Below are 18,600 nucleotides of genomic sequence, written 5' to 3'. Positions count from 1 at the left end.
GGACGGGCCGATCGCCGCGCCGGTGATCGTCGTCGCCGAGTACGGGTGGAACGTGTGACGACCACGTCAAATATTTGACTCGTTCCAGAAAACTCTGCCACGATCGGCCTCGTGGTGCTCGACGACCGGCTGCGTGACGATGCCGCCGACCGGCTGCGCTCGCACGGGTTGCGGGTGACGGCCCCGCGCGTCGGCGTCCTGCTGGCGCTCGAGCGGATGCCGCACGCCGACGCCGACACCGTCGCCCGGCAGGTCCGGGCCTCCCTCGGCGCGGTGTCCACCCAGGCCGTCTACGACGTGCTGCACGCGTTGACCGACGCGCGGTTGCTGCGCCGCATCGAGCCCGCCGGCTCCGCCGCCCGATACGAGACCCGTGTCGGGGACAACCACCACCACATGGTCTGCCGGACGTGCGGCGTCGTCGTCGACGTCGAGTGTGCCGGCGAGGCCGTCCCCTGTCTCACCCCGGGAGCCGCCCAGGGCTTCGTCGTCGACGAGGCCGAGGTGACGTTCTGGGGGGTGTGCCGCGAGTGCCAGTCCACCGCATCCGTCCCCACCAACGAGGAGAACGCATGAGCTCCAACCCGCCCACGACCACCAACGCCGGAGCGCCGGTCGCCAGCGACGCGCACTCGATGACCGTCGGGGCCGACGGGCCGATCGTGCTGCACGACCACTACCTGGTCGAGAAGCTGGCGCAGTTCAACCGCGAACGGGTTCCCGAGCGCGTCGTGCACGCCAAGGGCGGCGGCGCCTTCGGTGTGCTGGAAGTGACCGAGGACGTCAGCCAGTACACCAAGGCGGCGCTGTTCCAGCCCGGCGCTCGCACCGAGGCGCTGGCGCGGTTCTCCACCGTCGCCGGCGAGCAGGGCAGCCCCGACACGTGGCGTGACCCGCGCGGGTTCGCGCTGAAGTTCTACACGTCCGAGGGCAACTACGACCTGGTCGGCAACAACACGCCGGTCTTCTTCATCCGCGACACCATCAAGTTCCCCGACTTCATCCGGTCGCAGAAGCGCCTTCCCGGCTCCAACCTGCGCGACCACGACATGCAGTGGGACTTCTGGACGCTCTCGCCCGAGAGCGCGCACCAGGTCACCTGGCTGATGGGCGACCGCGGGCTGCCGCGCACCTGGCGGCACCAGAACGGTTACGGCTCGCACACCTACCAGTGGATCAACGCCGCCGGCGAGCGGTTCTGGGTGAAGTACCACTTCAAGACCGACCAGGGCATCGAGTACCTCACCGGCGACGAGGCCGACCGGCTCGCCGGCGAGGACGCGGACTTCCACCTGCGTGACCTCTACGACTCGATCGAGCGCGGCGAGCACCCGAGCTGGACGCTCTACGTGCAGGTCATGCCGTACGCCGACGCCGCGGAGTACCGGTTCAACCCGTTCGACCTGACCAAGATCTGGCCGCACAGCGACTACCCGCTGATCAAGGTCGGCACGCTGCGGCTGGACCGTAACCCGGAGAACTATTTCGCCCAGATCGAGCAGGCCGCGTTCGAGCCGAGCAACTTCGTGCCCGGCATCGCCGCCAGTCCGGACAAGATGCTGCTGGGCCGGGTGTTCTCCTACGCCGACGCGCACCGCTACCGCGTCGGCACCAACTACGCCCAGCTGCCGGTCAACGCGCCGAAGGCGGAGACGAACTCCTACGCCAAGGACGGCGCCATGCGGTACTCGTGGGCCTCGCCGGACCGGCCGGTCTACGCGCCCAACAGCGTCGGCGGGCCGGCGGCCGACCCGTCGCTGGTCGGCGACGCCGGCTGGGAGTCCGACGGCGAGCTGGTCCGCACGGCCGCGACACTGCACGCCGAGGACGACGACTTCGGCCAGGCCGGGACGATGGTCCGCGAGGTGCTCGACGACGCCGCACGTGACCGGCTCGTGGCCAACATCGCCGGGCACGTCAGCAAGGTGACCCGCGACGATCTGCTGCAGCGGGTGTACGAGTACTGGCGCAACGTCGACGAGACCCTGGGCAAGCGGGTTCAGGAGGCCGTCGAGGCGATGCGCTGAGGCCCCGGCACAGCGTGTGACCGCGCCCGGTGGGAGGCCCCGTGGGCTGTTCCCGCCGGGCGCGGTGCTTTGTCGGGCGGGCCATCGTCGTCGCTTCGGGCAGCCACCACTAGGCGATTGCACGCGTCACCAGGGCTGCAGGGGTGGTGACGCATGGAATTCCATGCTGGACGTGATCATTTCGGCAGGTCCGCCCCGGTCCGAGGGCGGGGTGGGGTGATTGCGAGAATGGCCCGGTGAGCAACGAGGTTCCGCGTAGTGCAGCACTGTTCGAGCGTGCGCAGTCGGTGACGCCGGGCGGGGTCAACTCGCCGGTACGGGCCTTCCGCGGCGTGGGTGGCACGCCCCGGTTCGTCGAGCGAGCCTCCGGGCCGTACGTGTACGACGCCGACGGCAACGAGTACGTCGACCTGGTCGGATCGTGGGGGCCGATGATCCTCGGCCACGCGCATCCGGAGGTCGTCGAGGCGGTCCGTGCCCAGGTCTCGCTCGGCACCTCGTACGGCACACCCACCCGGCCCGAGGTCGAGCTGTCCGAAGAGATCGTCGCGCGCACCGGTGTCGATCAGGTCCGGCTGGTGACCAGCGGGACCGAGGCCACCATGAGCGCGATCCGGGTGGCGCGCGCCGCCACCGGCCGCGGCAAGGTGCTGAAGTTCGCGGGGCACTACCACGGGCACGTCGACGCCCTGCTGGCCTCGGCCGGAAGCGGCGTGGCGACGCTGGCGCTGCCCGGAACGCCCGGGGTCACCGAGGCGTCGGCCGCCGACACCATCGTGGTTCCCTACAACGACCGTGCCGCGGTCACGGCGGCCTTCGCCGAGCACGGCGACCAGATCGCCTGCGTCATCGGGGAGGCGGCGGCCGGGAACATGGGCGCGGTCCCGCCGGCGGACGGGTTCAACGCGTTCCTGCGCGACACCGCACACGCGGCCGGGGCACTGCTGGTCCTCGACGAGGTGATGACCGGCTTCCGGGTCTCCCGATCGGGCTGGCGCGGTGTCGACGGTGTCGACGCCGACCTCACCACGTTCGGCAAGGTCATGGGCGGCGGATTCCCCGCCGCCGCGTTCGGCGGGCGGGCCGAGCTGATGGCGCAGCTCGCGCCGGCCGGCCCGGTCTATCAGGCCGGCACGCTCGCCGGTAACCCGGTGGCCAGCACCGCCGGCCTCACGACGCTGCGCCTGGCCGACGACGCCGCCTACGCCCGGCTCGACTCGGTGGCGAAGACCGTCGGCGACCTCGCCGGCGACGCGCTGCGCAAGGCCGGCGTGCCGCACGTCGTGCAGTACGCCGGAAACCTGTTCAGCGTGTTCTTCGTCGACGGCGACGGTCCCGTGCGCGACTTCGCCGGCGCCAAGGCGGCCGACACCGCGCGGTTCACCGCGTTCTTCCACGCGATGCTCGACGCCGGCGTGTACCTGCCGCCGTCGGCGTTCGAGGTCTGGTTCGCCAGTACCGCCCACGACGACCGTGCGCTCGAGCGCGTCGCGCGGGCGCTGCCCGCGGCGGCCGAGGCGGCCGCGCACGCGGGGGAGCAGGTGTGAGCGCGCTGACCAAGATCCACCTCATGCGCCACGGCGAGGTGCACAACCCGGCCGGGGTGCTCTACGGGCGGCTGCCCGGCTACCACCTGTCCGAGCTGGGTCAGGCGATGGCCGGGCGGGTCGCCGACGTGGTCGCCGACCGCGCCGTCGCCGCCGTCGTCAGCTCCCCGCTGGAACGCGCCCGCGAGACCGCCGCGCCGATCGCGGCGGCGCACGACCTCGACGTCGGCATCGACGACCGGCTGATCGAGGCGACAAACGTCTTCGAGGGGATGAGCTTCGGCGTCGGCGACGGCTCGCTGCGGCACGTCCGGCACTGGCGGCATCTGCGGAACCCGTTCCGCCCGTCGTGGGGCGAGCCGTACACCGAGCTGGCCGCACGCATGCGCGCCGCCGTCGAGGACGCGCGCGACGCCGCCCGTGGGCACGAGGCGTTGCTGGTGTCGCACCAGCTGCCGATCTGGACGCTGCGCTGCTTCGTCGAGCAGCGGCGGCTCTGGCACGATCCCCGGCGGCGCGAGTGCTCGCTGGCCAGCCTCACCACCGTGACCTACGACGGTGACGTCATCGTGTCCGTGGCGTACAGCGAACCGGCCGCCGATCTGCTGCCCAGCATCGGCAAGCCGTTCTCGGCGGGTGCATGATGCGTCACGCCCGGCTGGTCGCGGTCGTCGTCGCAGCGGCGGCGCTCTTCGCCGGCTGCTCGGACGGTCAGGTGCAGCGCGACGGCGACAGCGACCGTTCCGGTTACATCGAGGGCGACGGCGCCGTCAGCACGTACCCGCCCGCCGAGCGTGAACCCGCGCCGGATTTCAGCGGGCCGCTGCTGGACGGCGACGACACGTTCGAGCTCGCCGACGCCGCCGGTGACGTCGTCGTGCTGAACGTGTGGGGCTCGTGGTGCCCGCCGTGCCGCAAGGAGGCTCCAGGGCTGCAGGCCGTCCACGAAGCGCTGCGTGACCAGGGGGTGCGGTTCGTCGGCGTGAACACCCGCGACGACGAGACCGCCGCGAACGCGTTCGAGGACGAGTTCGGCATCACCTACCCGAGCGTCTTCGATCCGAAGGGCGAGGCGCTGCTGGCCTTCCGCAAGACCGTGCCGCCGGGGGCCATTCCGAGCACGCTGGTCATCGACCGCCAGGGCCGGATCGCCGCGCGGGTCCTGGGCGCCATCAGCGAGACGTCGCTGCGACAGTTGGTGGCCGACATCGCTGCCGAGGATCCGACCGCGTCGTGAACGGGACCTTCGGCGACACCATCCTCACCGGATCGCTGGCGCTGGCGGTGCCGGTGGCGGCGCTGGCCGGGCTGGTGTCGTTCCTGTCGCCGTGCGTGATCCCGCTGGTGCCGGGCTATCTCGGCTACGTGACGGGGCTGTCGGGCGCGGAGCTGTCCGGCGGCCGCCGAGCGCGGGTGCTGCTGGGGACGTCGCTGTTCGTGCTCGGTTTCAGCGTGGTCTTCGTCTCCTACGGGCTGCTCTTCGGCGGTCTCGGCAGCCTGTTCCTCGAGCACGGCGACACCATCACGCGGGTCCTCGGCGTGGTGACCATCGGGCTCGGCCTGCTGTTCGCCGGCTGGCTGCCCGGACTGTCGCGCGACTGGCGCACCGAGTTTCGCCCTGCGGTGGGCCTGGCCGGCGCGCCGCTGCTCGGGGCGGTGTTCGGCATCGGATGGACGCCGTGCATGGGCCCGACGCTCGCGGCGGTGCAGGTCCTGGCGTTCGACGAGGCCAGCGCGGGCCGCGGTGCGCTGCTGTCGTTCGTGTACTGCCTCGGGCTCGGTCTGCCGTTCCTGGCCGCGGCCGTGGCCTACCAGCGCACCAGCGCCGTGCTGCGCTGGGTGCGCCGCCATCAGCTGGCGGTCATGCGCACCGGAGGTGTGCTGCTGATCGCGCTGGGTGTGCTGCTGGTGACCGGTGCGTGGGGTGAGCTGATGGCGTCGATGCAGGGATGGATCGGCGGATTCGAGGTGGCGGTGTGAGCACGAAGACGAGGGCGCCCGCGCTGAAGCCGGTCGAGTTCGGCCGGTGGATCTGGCGGCAGCTGACGTCGATGCGTATCGCGCTGATGCTGCTGTTCCTGCTCGCGGTCGCGGCCATCCCCGGGTCGGTGCTCCCGCAGAGCGACATCGACCCGGTGGCCGTGAGCGCGTTCCGGGCCCGCAATCCCGAACTGTCCGAGTGGTACGACCGGCTGGGCATGTTCGACGTGTACTCCGCGCCCTGGTTCGCGGCCATCTACCTGGCGCTGATGGTCTCGCTGGTGGGCTGCATCCTGCCGCGTACCTGGCAGCACTGGAAGGCGATGCGCTCCGAGCCGCCGCGGGCGCCGCGCCGGCTGTCCCGGATGCCGGCCTACCGTCAGGTCGAGGTGGACGCGACGCCGGACGAGGTGCTGGCGCTCGCGCGCGCCGAGCTGCGGTCCCGCCGGTTCAAGCTCGCGGCCGACCGCGGCGACGGCGCGGTCTCCGCCGAGGCGGGGCGGCTGCGCGAGACCGGCAACGTGCTGTTCCACCTGTGCCTCGTGGTGGTGCTGCTGGCCGTGGCCGGCGGCGGACTGTTCGGCTATCGCGCGAACGTGCTCATCCCCGAGGGCTCCGGGTTCACGAACCAGGTCATCCAGTTCGACAGCCTGTCGGCCGGCCCGATGTTCGACCAGTCCGACCTACCGCCGTTCTCGCTCGACCTCGAGTCGTTCGAGATGGACTTCATCGAGTCCGGGCCGCAGCAGGGGACCGCCGACCACTACGAGGCGACCGTCCGTTTCGTCCCCGAGCCGGGCGCGGAGCCGCGGACCGAGACCATCCGGGTGAATGAGCCCCTCGAGGTCGACGGCAGCCTGATCCACATCATCAACCCCGGCTACGCTCCCGCCTTCACGGTCCGGGACGCCGACGGCACCATCCTCGCGGAGGGGCCGGTCGCGTTCCTGCCGCAGGACGACAACTTCACCTCGACCGGCGTGGTCAAGGTCCAGGTGCCGCCCGAGGACGGCGACGATCTGGGCATCGAGGCGGTGTTCTACCCGACCGCGGTGCTGGACGAGAAGGGTCCGCGTTCGGTGTTCCCGGCGCCGCGCAACCCGGCGGTGTTCCTGACCGCTTACCACGGCGACCTCGGGCTCGACGACGGCCGGCCGGAGTCGGTGTTCCGGCTGGACCTCGAGCGGATGCAGCAGTTCGAGGGCGAGAACGGCGAGCCGTACCGCAAGGCGTTGTCGGTCGGCGACACGGCGGAGCTGCCCAACGGGTCGTACATCACTTTCGACGGCTACGTGACCTGGGCGAATTTCCAGATCAGCCGCAACTCCGGCAAGGAGATCGCGCTGGTCGGGGCCGTCGTGGCGGTGCTGGGCCTGATGGGTTCGCTCTACCTCCGCCGGCGCCGGGTATGGGTGCGCGCAGCGGTCGGCGAGCAGGGGCGTACCGTGGTCGAGGTCGCCGGATTGCATCGGGCCGAGAACTCGGCGGGTGACCAGCTCACCGACGAGGTCGGCGCCGTCACCGACGGGCTGATGCTCCGGTTGAACGGTTCGGAACAGGACAGGGAGAGCTGATGGACCTGGACGCCGTCGCCGAGTGGAGCCGCCTGGTCGTCTCCGCCGCAGTCATCGTTTACCTGACCGCCTGGCTCGCGTTCTGCGCGGAGGCGGGTACGCTCAGCCGCGCCCGCCGCACGGCCGCGGCGGCGCAGGAGCACGAACGCGAGCTCGTGACCGCCGGTTCGCACGGCGCCGGCGCCGGCGCGACCTCTGTGAGCGACGACGCGGTCGAGCCCGGCCACGCGCACCCGTCGGGCGAGGTCGAGCAGCAGGCGGAACGGATGGGGCGCATCGGGCGAGTGGTGCTCATCGCCGCCACCGTCGTCCTGGCCATCGGCGTGAGCATGCGCGGCCTCGGCACCGAGCGGATGCCGTGGGGCAACATGTACGAGTTCTCGATCACCGGCGCCCTGGTCGCCTCGGTCGTGTTCCTGGGGTTGGCACGCACTGCCGCCGGCCGCGCGGTCGCCGTGTGGGCCGTGCTGCTGGTGTTCATCACGCTGGGCGCGGCGGTGACGGTCCTGTACGTGCCGCCCGGTCCGCTGCAGCCGGCGTTGGAGTCCTACTGGCTGGTCATCCACGTCGGGATGGCGGTCGTCGCGTTCGGACTGTTCACCGTCTCGGCCGTGATCAGCGCCCTGCAGATCGTCGCGGAGCGTTCGGCGAAGCGGGGGGCCGTGCACGGCTTCGGCGCGTCACTGCCGCCGGAGCGCACTCTGGACCGGCTGGCCTACCGGCTGACCGCCGTCGGGTTCCCGATCTGGACGTTCGGTCCGCTGATCCTCGGTGCGGTCTGGGCCGAGGTGTCGTGGGGCCGGTTCTGGGGATGGGACCCCAAGGAGGTCTGGGCGCTCATCACGTGGCTGGCCTACGCCGCGTACCTGCACGCACGCGCCACGGCCGGCTGGAAGGGCTCGAAAGCGTCGGTCGTGGCGCTCATCGCCTATGCGACGGTGTTGTTCAGCTACTTCGGCGTGAACATCTTCTTCAACGGCCTGCACTCGTACGGCGGCCTGTGACCCGCTGACGTGTGACGTCAGCGGGAGTCGTCCTCGTCGTCACCGTGGCGGCGAAGCTCCTCCTCGCGCCGGCGCAGATCAGCTTCCCAGTCGCCGAGCATCTTCTCGTGTGACTGGTCGATCTCGCGCAACTGGCGGAGGAACTCCGGGTCGTCGTCCGGCGCCACCTGCTGCGGCGGCGGTTCGGCCGCCCGCTGCTGGGCGGGGTCGGCTTTGCCGAGGACCAGCCACAGGATGGGGCCGACGACCGGTAGCAGGACGATGATGGCCAGCCAGAGGAACCGGTTGAGAGACCTGATGCGCTCCGATTCGGTCTGGAAGCAGTCGATCAGCGCATAGACCAGCAGCGCGATCGCGACCACGATCGGTAGTACCCGACCCACCGTGAGGACCTCCTCGAGCTCATCTGCGCCGTTCCCCCAAGCGTAGGTGAGGTGGCAGCCGTCGTGCACCCGAGCCCCGGTGCGATGCGGTGCGAGGGCGTCGCCGCGCGGTGTGCCCTGGCGGGCGTGAACATCCGGCGTTGTGGGTATGGGGCCGAAAAGACGTCGTGAGCGACGAGGAGAGGCCATGTCCACGATCAAGAGCCCGTTGCCGGAGGAGGCGCTGGAAGTCGCTGCCCTGGCGCTGCACGACACCCTGGTCGACCTGGTCGATCTCGCGCTGGTCGGCAAGCAGGCGCACTGGAACGTCACCGGCCCGCGGTTCCGCACCATCCACTTCCAGCTGGACGAGGTCGTCGCGACGGCGCGCACGCACGCCGACACCATCGCCGAGCGCACCGCCACCATCGGCGTCCCCGCGGATGCCCGGGTCGCCACGGTCGCGAAGGAGACCCGGATCAGTCAGGTCGACGCCGGGTGGCTGCGCGACGACGACGTGGTCGCCATGTTCGTGCGGATCTACGGCGAGGCGATCGAGCGGCTGCGCCGCAGGGCGGCCGACACCGAGCGGGCCGATCCGGTCACGAACAACATCCTGGTCGACATCATCCAGGATCTGGAGAAGCAGTACTGGATGTGGCAGGCCGAGACCGGCTGAGCCCTTCGCCGCTCCCGTGCGTCATGATGTCGGCTGTACGCAGCGCTCGTACGGCAACCGGAAGAGGCGGCGACGGTGCACGGGAGTTCCGAACTGATCACGCTCGACGACGTCCGCAAGGCGGCCATCCGCATCAGCGGCTCGGTCGTGCGCACGCCGCTGTTGCCCGCGCCCTGGGCGCAGCGGCTGGCGTTGAAACCCGAGGGTCTGCAGGCGACGGGGGCGTTCAAGCTCCGTGGCGCGCTGAACGCGGTCGCGATGCTCGCCCCGGACGCCCGGGCACGCGGCGTCGTCACGCATTCCAGCGGTAACCATGCTCAGGCGCTCGCCTGGGCGGCACGGCTGCACGGCGTGGCGGCGACCGTCGTCATGCCGGACGCGGCCGCCCCGGTGAAGGTCGAGGCGACCCGTGCCCTCGGCGCGGAGGTGGTCATGGTTCCCGCGGCCGAGCGGGACAGCCGGGTGGCCGAGCTCCGGGCGCAGCGCGGCCTCGCGTTCATCTCCCCGTTCGACGACCTCGACGTCATCGCCGGCGCCGGCACCGTCGGTCTCGAGATCATCGAGGACCGGCCGGACCTCGACACGGTGCTGGTGCCGGTCGGCGGAGGCGGGCTGATCTCGGGTGTGAGCACCGCGGTCAAGGCGCTCGCACCAGAGGTGCGTGTCGTCGCGGTCGAGCCCGAGCTGGCCGCGGACCTCGCGGAGAGCATGGCCGCCGGTGAGCGGGTGGCGTGGGACACCGCGGCGACGTACCGGACCATCGCCGACGGAGTGCGGCTCCCGGTGGTGGGCGAGCTGACGTGGCCGCACATCCAGGCCCACGTCGACGACGTCGTGACGGTCGGCGAGGACGCGATCCTCGATGCGATGGCGCTGATCACGACGCGCAGCCGGGTCGTGGCCGAGCCGACCGGCGCGCTCGCGGTGGCGGCGTTCCTGGCGGCCCCCGACCGCTTCGGCGAGACCGCGGCGGTGGTCACCGGTGGGAACGCCGACCCGGCGCTGCTCGCGCGGGTGCTGACCGGCCGGACCGCTTAGCCGCCGGTCTCGAGGTCGAACCCCTCGTCCAGCCAGCCGGTGACGCCGCCGATCATCTTCTTGACCGGGCGCCTCAGGCGGGCCAGGCGCAGCGCCGCCTTGTCGGCTCCGTTGCAATGTGGGCCGGCGCAGTACACGACGAACACGGTGTCCTGCGGGAACGCCGCGAGATTGCGCTCGACGATGCGGCCGTGCGGAAGGTTGACGGCGCCCGGCAGGTGCCCCGCCGCGAACAGCTCCGGCGAGCGGACGTCGAGCACGGTGAAATCGGCGACGCCGCGCGAGATCGCGTCGTGAACGTCCCAGCAGTCCGCCTCGAACGCCAGACGTGCCGCGAAGTGGGCGGCTGCCTCTGCCGCGGGCGCCGGTGCGGTCTCGGTGACGGCGGAGCCGCCGCGCTGCGCTGTGGTCATGCCGCCAGGGTAGCGGCGGCCGGTCGACGGTCACGGACGCCGGATCGTCCGCTACCGTGACCGGCCCCGTACCCGCCGCCGTGCCCGGCACCGGGGAACCCGGCGGCGGTCACGGCGGCGGACGGACGGGCTCAGCCGAACGCGGGCATGACCTCGCGCTCGAACAGCTCGACGCTGTCGAGACCGTAGGCGGCGCTCGGGAAGTAGCAGATCGAGTACGTCATGCCGGCGGCGTACAACTCCTTGAGCGCCTCGGCGACCTGGTCGGGCGTGCCCACGGTCGGGCTCTCACGGAAGCTCTTCAGCGTCCGCTCGACCTGGCCCGGTGCCACGTGCGCCGACATCCGGTCCGCGAGCTGGCGGAGCTGGTCCTCCACGTCGGCCTGGGTCTCGCCGACGACGACGTTGTGGTTCGACGAGCGGGTGATGGCGTCGAAGTCGGTGCCCTGATCGTGGCAGTGCTGCCGCAGGATCTCCGACTTGTGCCGGAAACCCTCGAGACCGCCGGCGAAGTTCGTGTAATGCGCGTACTTGGCGGCGATGCGCAGCGTCACCTTCTCGCCGCCACCGGCGACCCAGAACGGGATGCCGCCGTCCTGCAGCGGGAGCGGGCGCCCGATGGCCCCGCTCACCTGGTAGTGGGTACCGTCCAGTTCGGCCAGTCCGGTGGTCCACAGCTGGCGCATGATCTCGACGCCCTCGTCGAGCATGCCCAGACGCACGCCGGCACGAGGGAAGCCGTAGCCGTAGGCGCGCCACTCGTGCTCGTACCAGCCGCCGCCGATGCCCATCTCGACCCGGCCGCCGGAGATGACGTCGGTCGTGGCGGCGACCTTCGCGAGGTACGCCGGGTTGCGGTAGGCCATGCACGTGCACATCTGGCCCAGCCGGACGCGGTCCGTCGCCGCGGCGAACGCGGCCATCAGCGCCCAGGCCTCGTGTGTCGCCTGGTCCGTCGGCGCCGGGGTGGTGTGGAAGTGGTCGTAAACCCAGATGGACTCCCAACCCGGAGTCTGGTCGGCGTGCCGGGCGACGCGGAGCATCGCGTCCCACTGGTCCTCGGGAGCGATGCCGACGAGGTCGAGCCGCCAGCCTTGGGGGACGAACATTCCGAAGCGCATAGTCATGCGCTTCACCGTACCGGGCGGGCGATGAGATCGAGCACGCCCGGAAAGCATGGCGCGAGTGCTGCCTGACTTGGTGTTGCCACGGCAAGAACCCCGGCGCGTCGCCACTACCGCACGCGCCGGGGCTCGCCGGGATCGTCGGTGTTGACGCACCTACTCCGGTGTCACCAGCGTAGATCTTCACTGCGCAGGCGACAACACGGTCTTGACGTCCTGTTCGTCGCATAGTCACCATGATCGGACAACTACATCGGCATACCGCCCGGTGTAGCCGTCTGCGGACGGTGAACCGGGTGGCTGTTGACGCGGCGTGCCCGGACTACTCCGTCCGCCATCGGTGTGAAGGAGAACCGGTGCGCCACTACAGCAGGAGGACACGCCAGCGCAGTTTGCTCGCCAGGCTGCGTGGCATCCGCGCTTACACGGAGATCGTGGGAATGATCTTTCGGGATCTCAGGCCCTTGATCGTCGTGTTGGTCGTCGGAGCTGGACTGATCTTCGATGCAGATGCCTTGCGCCACCTCGTCGCGTTGCTCGTGAAGTAGCGGGCGAGGACGCCGGGAACGAACGGACCTGGCCTTGTGCTGGGTCCGTTCGCCCGCTGCGGGCCGCGGCGAAGATTCACGTCCACGATGTCGAAGACCGGGCGGGCCCCGGGCCTGGAGGCGGCATCGTCTGGGTACCCTTGACGGCGTCATGGCTGTTCTCCGTTACACCGCGCTGCGCCTCCTCGTTCTGGGGGCGGTTGCCGCGCTGTTGTGGCTGCTGGGCCTGCGTGGCCTCGGGCTGGTCTTCGTGGCGGTGTTCGTGTCCGGCCTGCTGAGCATCTTCGTTCTGAACCGCAGCCGCGAGCAGTTCTCCGCTGCGCTCGACCGCCGGCTGTCCACCATCAAGGAACGCGCCGCCGCCGAGGACGCGTGGGACGACGCGCGCCGCGATCAGGAGGCCGCCGGTGAGCAGGAAGCGGCCGACGAGGGCGAGGTGGCCGGTGAGCGCGAGGTGGCCGGTGAGCCCGACGAGCGTCGCCGCTCCGCGCCCGAGTAAGGCAGTCACCGGCCACCTGCGCGCCGAGACGAAGCGTCAGCGCTTCATCCGCTGCTCGATGGTCTCGATGATCCGCGGCCGCAGCTGCGCTGGACTGATGATCGCGTCCACCGAGCCGACCTCGACCGCCCGCCGGATGTCGTGCACCTGGTCGAACCGGGTCGCCACCTCGCTGAGCTTCTCCGCGCGCACCGACGCCTGGACGTCGGCGAGCTGCGCGTTCAGCGCGGCACGTTCCGCGCCGCTGGTCTCGGCGATGCGAGCCTGCAGCCCGGTCACCCGCGGGTCGGTCGCCGTCCGGTTGTTCACTTCGCCGGAGAACACGACGGCCGCGGCCGGTGCGCCGCCGAGCACGGACGCGAACGAGCCCTCGAGCGCCAGCACGGTCATGTTCGGGTTGAGGGCCTTGGAGAACACCACGAACGCGCCGCCGTGGTAGCGGGAGATCACGCAGAACACGATCGGGCCGTCGAAGTTGACGATCGCCCGGCCGATCTCGGCGCCGTACTCCAGCTGCAGCTTGCGCATCGACTCCGGTGAGCCGTCGAACCCGGACAGGTTCGCCAGCACCACCAGCGGCCGGTTGCCGGACGCGGCGCTGATCGCTCGCGCCGCCTTCTTCGACGAGCGCGGGAACAGTGTGCCCGCGGAGTACGTGTCCGGCCCGTCGGTGGGCGGGAACCCGCGCCGCGGCACCGACCGTGACTCGATGCCGATCAGGCAGACCGGCCGGCCGCCGATGTGCACGTCCTGCACGGCCGCGGTGTCCGCGTCGCCCATGCCGGCCCAGCGTTCGAGCACCGGGCGGTCCTGGTCGGACAGTGCCCGCATCACCGTGCGGATGTCGAACGGCTTCTTGCGGTCCGGATTGTGCTCCGCGGAGAAGACCTCGCCCACCGTGGTGAAGTCGCTGCCGGCGACGGCATGCGGGTAGTCCGAGACGTCCCGGTCCGCCGGGTCGTCCGTCACCGCCTTGCGCGGCGCGGTCTCGCCCGGCGCGACGTAGGTGTGCTCGTAGTGGGCCATCAGAACGTCCCGCGCGCCCGGCAGGTCGGCAGCCCAGTACTGCGCCTGCCCGTTCGGACCCATGACGCGGTCGTAGCCGCCGATGCCGAAGTTGTCCTCGGCCGAGACGCCGCCGGAGAAGTCCAGCGACTGCTTACCGGTGAGCACCATCGCCGAGTCCGGCGTCATCACCAGGATGCCCTTGGTGTGCATGAGCATGGTGGCCTCGGCGTTCCAGTACGGCTGGGCGCCGACGTTGATCCCCGCGACCACGATGTTGATCTCGCCGCCGGACTGGGTGAACCCGACGATCCGCTTGAGCGCCGCGGCCACCCAGTCCATGTTCTCGGTGCCGGACGTCATCGAGATCCGTGCGCCGGCGGACAGCGCGAACCACTCCAGCGGTACCCGCATCCGCTCGGCGAGGTCGAGCGCCGCGATCACCCGCGAGCACTCCGGCTCCGACAACGCGCCGAGCGCCTTCGTCGGGTCGCCGAGCAGGACCACGCGGGTGACGCCCTCGGGGTGGCGTTCGGTCGGCGTGGTGACGACGCCAGCGACCATGGCCGCGGTGTTCGCGCCCCTGAGCCGGTCCACGGGCACCAGCGCGCCGTGCTCGTCGAGGTCGTGCTCGGTGAACTCGCCGTCCGGTCCGGCCAGCATGTCGGTCAGCTCGTACGGATAGACGTTCCCGCGCCGGGCCGCGCGCAGCACCTTCTGGCGGTAGTCGTCCAACGGCTGCACCGGCTCCGTCGACGGCTCGCCGATGTGCAGCTGCGCGCCCTGCCCGGGGTCGAGGGTGATCCGCACGCCGACCTCGGTCAGCTCGCCGACGGAGTTGCGCTGGCGGGCGACGAACTCGACCTCCTCCAGCCCGGCCCCTGCCGTGGTCGGCTGGATGCGCTGGACCAGAGTGTCCAGATCGTCGGCGGACAGCTCGGTCGACGGCCAGACGTACATCATGATCCGGTTGGTGTCGAACCGCTCGTTCTGCGGCCGCTGTGCCTGGATGTTGCGGATCGCGTCCAGGCCCGCGGTGATCGCGTCCTCGACCGCGGGCAGCGCGACCAGCCTGCCGTCGGCCTCGCGCAGCGGCGTCAGGTCACGGACCTGGCCCATCGCGATCAGCCGCTCGTCGGCCGGGTTGCTGCGCGCCGCCGCCTTGAACAGGTAGATCTCCTCGTCCGCGGACGGCAGCCGGGTGAGGTCGAACTCGCGCAGCCGCTGCAGCTGCAGCCGTTCGGCGATCTTCGGGTGCAGGCCGCGGATCAGCCGGTCCTCGGTGAAACCGCCGCCGTCGCCGTCCGGGCGGAAGGTGAAGTGGTGATGCATCACCGCGCCGCTGGTGCCGACCACGGTGGCGGTGACCCGGGCGAGGCCCGCCGGCAGCGGCCGCTCGGCGAGAATCTCGCGGAGCCGTACGGCCATGGCGTCGGTGTCCGGCCGGTCATCCCAGGTGACGTACAGGTCGGCGACCAGGCCGCCCGCGGGGACCTCGGCCGCGAACGCGCCGACGGCTCCGACGGCGCCGGGCAGGTCGGCGATGTCCAGCGCGGTGGTGACCACCCGGGTGCCGCCCTCGGGTGCGGCGTGTTCGGCGGTGACGAACCGGCAGCCCGCGGCGTCTTGCGCGCCGACCCCGGTCAGCCCGCGGTTGCCGTAGTAACGGCGGGTCAGCACCTCCAGCAACGGCGCGTGGTCGCGGCCCGGCCGCCCGATCCGCTGGCCGATCAGCCGCACCAGCGGTTCGGCGCTGGCGACCATGGCCTGGATCCGTTCGGCGCGGTCCGGCGCGTCCGGGTTCCGGTCGAGGTGTCGCAGATCATCACGGACGGCCGCATGGACGGTGGCGCGGTTGCGGCGTAGCAGCGGCTGGGCGAACCACCGGAACACCACGCCGCGGGCGAGGTCGGACACCGCGGGGAAGCGCACCTGCGTGGCCTCGACCAGGTGCTCCAGCGTCGGCCCGGCCCTCTCGCGCAGCGGCTCCGTCGGAGACGCTCCGGCCAGCCACTGCCGCAGGACCTCCGACACGACCGCGACGTCGGCCGACATTTGCTGCTGGGCCAGGAAGATCCGGAAGACCGCGGCCTCGAGTTCCGGCGTGCGGTCCAGGTCGGCGACACCGTAGTGCGCGAGCACCCGCAGCAGCTTCGCCTGGAACGCGTCGCTGACGCCGGCGCGTTCGATGTCCAGGCTCTGCAGGTAGCTGTGGAAGTACTCCCGCGGGCTGTGCACCGGGCTGCCCGGCTCGACCTCGAGGCCGCCGGCCGGCTTGTTGCGGCTCAGCTCCGACAGGTCGGCGAACACCGTCAGCAGGTCCAGCTCGCCGGGCAGCGGCTGCTCGCCAAGTTCGGCCCGCGCGGAGAGGTAGCCGGTGAGCACACCGTCGCGGTCGTGCGGGTCGAGGTCGAAGCCGAGGAGCATGCTGCGCAGGTCCTGCAGGCTGCGCTCGACCCGCACGGCCGCGGAGGCCGCCGGCGGCTCCGCGGGAAGGTCGATCTCGACGGCGTCGTCGGCCGTGGTGGCGTCCTCGGCGGCGGACGCGTCGCCGACGGGCTCCAGGCGCACCAGCGGCGCACCGGTCTCGACCTGGCCGCCCACCGACACCGGGAGCTCGCGCACGCGGGCACGGAACGGCGCGCGCAGTACCGTCTCCATCTTCATGCTCTCCAGCACCAGGACGGGCGCGCCGGCCTCGACGTCGTCGTCGACGGCGACCGGTGCGGCCACCACGAGCGCGGGCGCCGGGGAGCGGATGACGCCGCCCTCGTCGCGGCTGATCCGGTGCGTCACGCCGTCGACCTCCACCAGGTGGATCGGGCCGTGCGTGGCCGAGGTGATCCGGAACCTCCGGCCGTTGACGGTGATCCGGCCGCTGTGCGTGTCGAACCGCTCGATCTCGACGTCGGCCGGACGCACCTGCCCGCCCGCGGAGAGGCCGACGCGGAAGCGCGTGCGGCCGGTGCGGGCGACGTGGACGCGATAGCCGACGCCGCGCAGCTTGACGTCCAGCGGGCGGCCGGGGTCGTGCCGCACCTGCGGGCGTCCGCCGTGCGCGGTCGACAGCAGCCGCTGCCGGCTGACCTCCTCCTCGTCCTGGTAGGCCTCGATGGCGGCCGCGGTGATCGCCACGGCGGCGTGCTCGTGCGCGACCAGGCGGCCCTCGCCGCGGACCCGGTCGATCCAGCCGGTGTCCGCGTGGGCGTCGATCACCTCGGGCTGCTCGAGCAGGTCGAGCACGAAGCTCTTGTTGGTGGCGCCGCCTTCGATGATCACGGTGGTCTCGGTCATCGCCCGGCGCAGTCGCGCCAGCGCCTCGTTGCGGTCGCGGCCGTACGCGATGATCTTCGCGATCATCGAGTCGAAGTCGGCCGGGATGGTGTCGCCCTCACTGACGCCGGTGTCGACGCGGATGCCTGGGCCGGCCGGCAGGGTCAGCCGCGCGATGCGGCCGGGCGCCGGCGCGAAGTCGCGGTCCGGGTCCTCGGCGTTCAACCTGGCCTCGACGGCGTGGCCGGCCTCGCCCGGTTGCGCGCCGTCGAGCGTGCCGCCGTTCGCGACGTGCAGCTGCAGCTTGACCAGGTCGGTCCCGGTGGTGAGCTCGGTGATCGGATGCTCGACCTGTAGCCGGGTGTTGACCTCGAGGAAGGCGAACAGCTTCTCGCCGGGGTGGTACAGGAACTCGACGGTGCCGGCGCCGCGGTAGCCGACGGCGAGTGCGAGCCGCTCGGCGGACGCCTTCAGCTCCGCGGTCTGCTCCGTATCCAGGAGCGGTGAGGCGGACTCCTCGATGATCTTCTGGTTGCGCCGCTGGATGGAGCAGTCGCGGACGCCGAGCGCCCACGCCGTTCCCTGGCCGTCGGCGATCACCTGGACCTCGACGTGCCGTGCGCCGGTGACCAGCCGTTCCAGGAACACGACGCTGCTGCCGAACGCGCGCAGCGCCTCCTGGCCGGTGCGCTCGTAGGCGTCGGCGAGGTCCTCCGGGGAGGTGACGACGCGGATGCCGCGCCCCCCGCCGCCGGCTGCCGCCTTGAGCATCAGCGGATAACCGATGTCCGCGGCCGCGGCGAGGGCACGATCGAGCGTGGTGACCTCACCGCGGCTCCACGGCGCCACCGGGACGCCGACCTCCTCCGCGAGGAGCTTGGCGCCGATCTTGTCGCCGAGCTCGCGCATCGCGGCGGCGGACGGACCGACGAAGGTGACGCCGATCTTCTCGCACAGCTCGGCGAACGCCGGGTCCTCCGCGACGAAGCCCCAGCCGACCCAGGCGGCGTCGGCCCCGGTCTCGATCAGCGCCCTCTCCAGCACGGCGTGATCGACGTAAGGGCGGGCCGAGGCCGGACCCAGCGGGTAGGCGAGGTCGGCCTCGCGGACGAAGGTCGCGGTGCGATCCGCGTCGGTGTAGAGGGCGACCGTCTCGATCCGGGTCCCCGATTCCGCGGCGAGATCCCGGACGGCGTGGATCAGCCGCATCGCGGCCTCTCCACGGTTGACGATGGCGACACGACTGAACACCGGCTGAGCCTCCCATTTACCCGCGCGCAGCAGGCGAGCCCCGGTCACGGAAGCCTCGCCTGCACCTGCCTCCACCCTGCTCGATTACCGCCCGGTACACCGTTGTTCCGCACGGCGCATGCCGCAGCGACCGGGTTTGTGGAGAACCGACAAAGCGCCGGTGCCAGACGGGTCTACGTGCTGTGACGTAGCCCACCGATTGCGGATACGGCGCCGCGCGTAACACCGACGTCGCTTCGTGGCCGACGACGCGGACGGAACGCGACGCCGACGATG

The 18,600-nt window shown here is 71.4% G+C and carries 16 protein-coding genes; 12 read left to right on the top strand and 4 right to left on the bottom strand.

Features of this window, described 5'->3' with window-relative positions; genetic code table 11:
- Positions 1-114 precede the first annotated feature (114 nt).
- From CLV30_RS23485 to ccsB, 8 genes are all read left to right on the top strand, one after another.
- On the top strand, positions 115-576 hold the full coding sequence (locus tag CLV30_RS23485; protein WP_420842021.1) for a Fur family transcriptional regulator: 462 nt from the start codon (positions 115-117) through the stop codon (positions 574-576).
- On the top strand, positions 573-2,027 hold the full coding sequence (locus CLV30_RS23480; protein ID WP_106539674.1) for a catalase: 1,455 nt from the start codon (positions 573-575) through the stop codon (positions 2,025-2,027). Before CLV30_RS23485 ends, CLV30_RS23480 begins: the two co-directional genes overlap by 4 nt.
- A gap of 236 nt (positions 2,028-2,263) precedes the next feature.
- Positions 2,264-3,574, top strand: coding sequence for a glutamate-1-semialdehyde 2,1-aminomutase (gene hemL / locus CLV30_RS23475; RefSeq protein WP_106539673.1), 1,311 nt, complete (start codon positions 2,264-2,266; stop codon positions 3,572-3,574).
- Positions 3,575-3,597: 23 nt separating this feature from the next.
- A complete protein-coding gene (locus CLV30_RS23470; protein WP_106539698.1) occupies positions 3,598-4,218 on the top strand; it encodes a histidine phosphatase family protein in 621 nt (206 codons plus the stop codon).
- Complete coding sequence (locus CLV30_RS23465) at positions 4,215-4,811, top strand: TlpA family protein disulfide reductase (RefSeq protein ID WP_106539672.1); 597 nt, start codon at positions 4,215-4,217, stop codon at positions 4,809-4,811. The genes CLV30_RS23470 and CLV30_RS23465 overlap by 4 nt, the downstream gene beginning before the upstream one ends.
- Positions 4,808-5,554, top strand: coding sequence for a cytochrome c biogenesis CcdA family protein (locus CLV30_RS23460; protein ID WP_106539671.1), 747 nt, complete (start codon positions 4,808-4,810; stop codon positions 5,552-5,554). Before CLV30_RS23465 ends, CLV30_RS23460 begins: the two co-directional genes overlap by 4 nt.
- The gene (gene resB / locus CLV30_RS23455) at positions 5,551-7,128 is read left to right on the top strand and encodes a cytochrome c biogenesis protein ResB (protein WP_165358759.1); all 1,578 of its coding nucleotides are present in this window, start codon (positions 5,551-5,553) and stop codon (positions 7,126-7,128) included. The genes CLV30_RS23460 and resB overlap by 4 nt, the downstream gene beginning before the upstream one ends.
- Positions 7,128-8,132: a c-type cytochrome biogenesis protein CcsB gene (ccsB, locus tag CLV30_RS23450; RefSeq protein ID WP_106539669.1), complete on the top strand. Its 1,005-nt coding sequence runs from the start codon at positions 7,128-7,130 to the stop codon at positions 8,130-8,132. The genes resB and ccsB overlap by 1 nt, the downstream gene beginning before the upstream one ends.
- 17 nt (positions 8,133-8,149) lie before the next feature.
- Here the strand turns inward: ccsB and CLV30_RS23445 are convergent, their stop codons facing one another.
- Positions 8,150-8,515, bottom strand: a complete 366-nt coding sequence (locus CLV30_RS23445) for a PLD nuclease N-terminal domain-containing protein (RefSeq protein WP_205741110.1) — start codon at positions 8,513-8,515, stop codon at positions 8,150-8,152.
- A gap of 187 nt (positions 8,516-8,702) precedes the next feature.
- On the opposite strand from CLV30_RS23445, the gene CLV30_RS23440 reads away from it, so the two are divergent.
- Both CLV30_RS23440 and CLV30_RS23435 read left to right on the top strand, forming a co-directional pair.
- Positions 8,703-9,173: a Dps family protein gene (locus CLV30_RS23440; protein ID WP_106539667.1), complete on the top strand. Its 471-nt coding sequence runs from the start codon at positions 8,703-8,705 to the stop codon at positions 9,171-9,173.
- 75 nt (positions 9,174-9,248) lie between these two features.
- Positions 9,249-10,211 (top strand): threonine ammonia-lyase, encoded by a 963-nt coding sequence (locus CLV30_RS23435; RefSeq protein ID WP_106539666.1) that lies wholly within the window; start codon positions 9,249-9,251, stop codon positions 10,209-10,211.
- On the opposite strand, the gene CLV30_RS23430 is transcribed toward CLV30_RS23435, so the two are convergent.
- Positions 10,208-10,624 (bottom strand): rhodanese-like domain-containing protein, encoded by a 417-nt coding sequence (locus CLV30_RS23430; RefSeq protein ID WP_106539665.1) that lies wholly within the window; start codon positions 10,622-10,624, stop codon positions 10,208-10,210. The genes CLV30_RS23435 and CLV30_RS23430 overlap by 4 nt on opposite strands.
- A 131-nt stretch (positions 10,625-10,755) precedes the next feature.
- Positions 10,756-11,745: a TIGR03560 family F420-dependent LLM class oxidoreductase gene (locus tag CLV30_RS23425; RefSeq protein ID WP_106539664.1), complete on the bottom strand. Its 990-nt coding sequence runs from the start codon at positions 11,743-11,745 to the stop codon at positions 10,756-10,758.
- Positions 11,746-12,104: 359 nt separating this feature from the next.
- Between CLV30_RS23425 and CLV30_RS23420 the strand changes: the two genes are divergently transcribed.
- Both CLV30_RS23420 and CLV30_RS23415 read left to right on the top strand, forming a co-directional pair.
- Positions 12,105-12,296 carry a hypothetical protein gene (locus CLV30_RS23420; RefSeq protein ID WP_106539663.1) on the top strand — a complete coding sequence of 64 codons (192 nt, stop codon included), beginning with the start codon at positions 12,105-12,107 and terminating at the stop codon, positions 12,294-12,296.
- Between the two features lie 151 nt (positions 12,297-12,447).
- Positions 12,448-12,795, top strand: coding sequence for a DUF4229 domain-containing protein (locus CLV30_RS23415; RefSeq protein WP_106539662.1), 348 nt, complete (start codon positions 12,448-12,450; stop codon positions 12,793-12,795).
- Positions 12,796-12,831: 36 nt separating this feature from the next.
- Here the strand turns inward: CLV30_RS23415 and CLV30_RS23410 are convergent, their stop codons facing one another.
- Positions 12,832-18,324 (bottom strand): ATP-binding protein, encoded by a 5,493-nt coding sequence (locus CLV30_RS23410; RefSeq protein WP_106539697.1) that lies wholly within the window; start codon positions 18,322-18,324, stop codon positions 12,832-12,834.
- Between the last annotated feature and the right edge of the window lie 276 nt (positions 18,325-18,600).

The organism is Haloactinopolyspora alba, assembly GCF_003014555.1.
Taxonomy (GTDB): Bacteria; Actinomycetota; Actinomycetes; order Jiangellales; family Jiangellaceae; genus Haloactinopolyspora; species Haloactinopolyspora alba.
The sequence above is the reverse complement of the archived record's forward strand: the minus strand, read 5'-3'. Positions and strand labels throughout refer to the sequence as shown.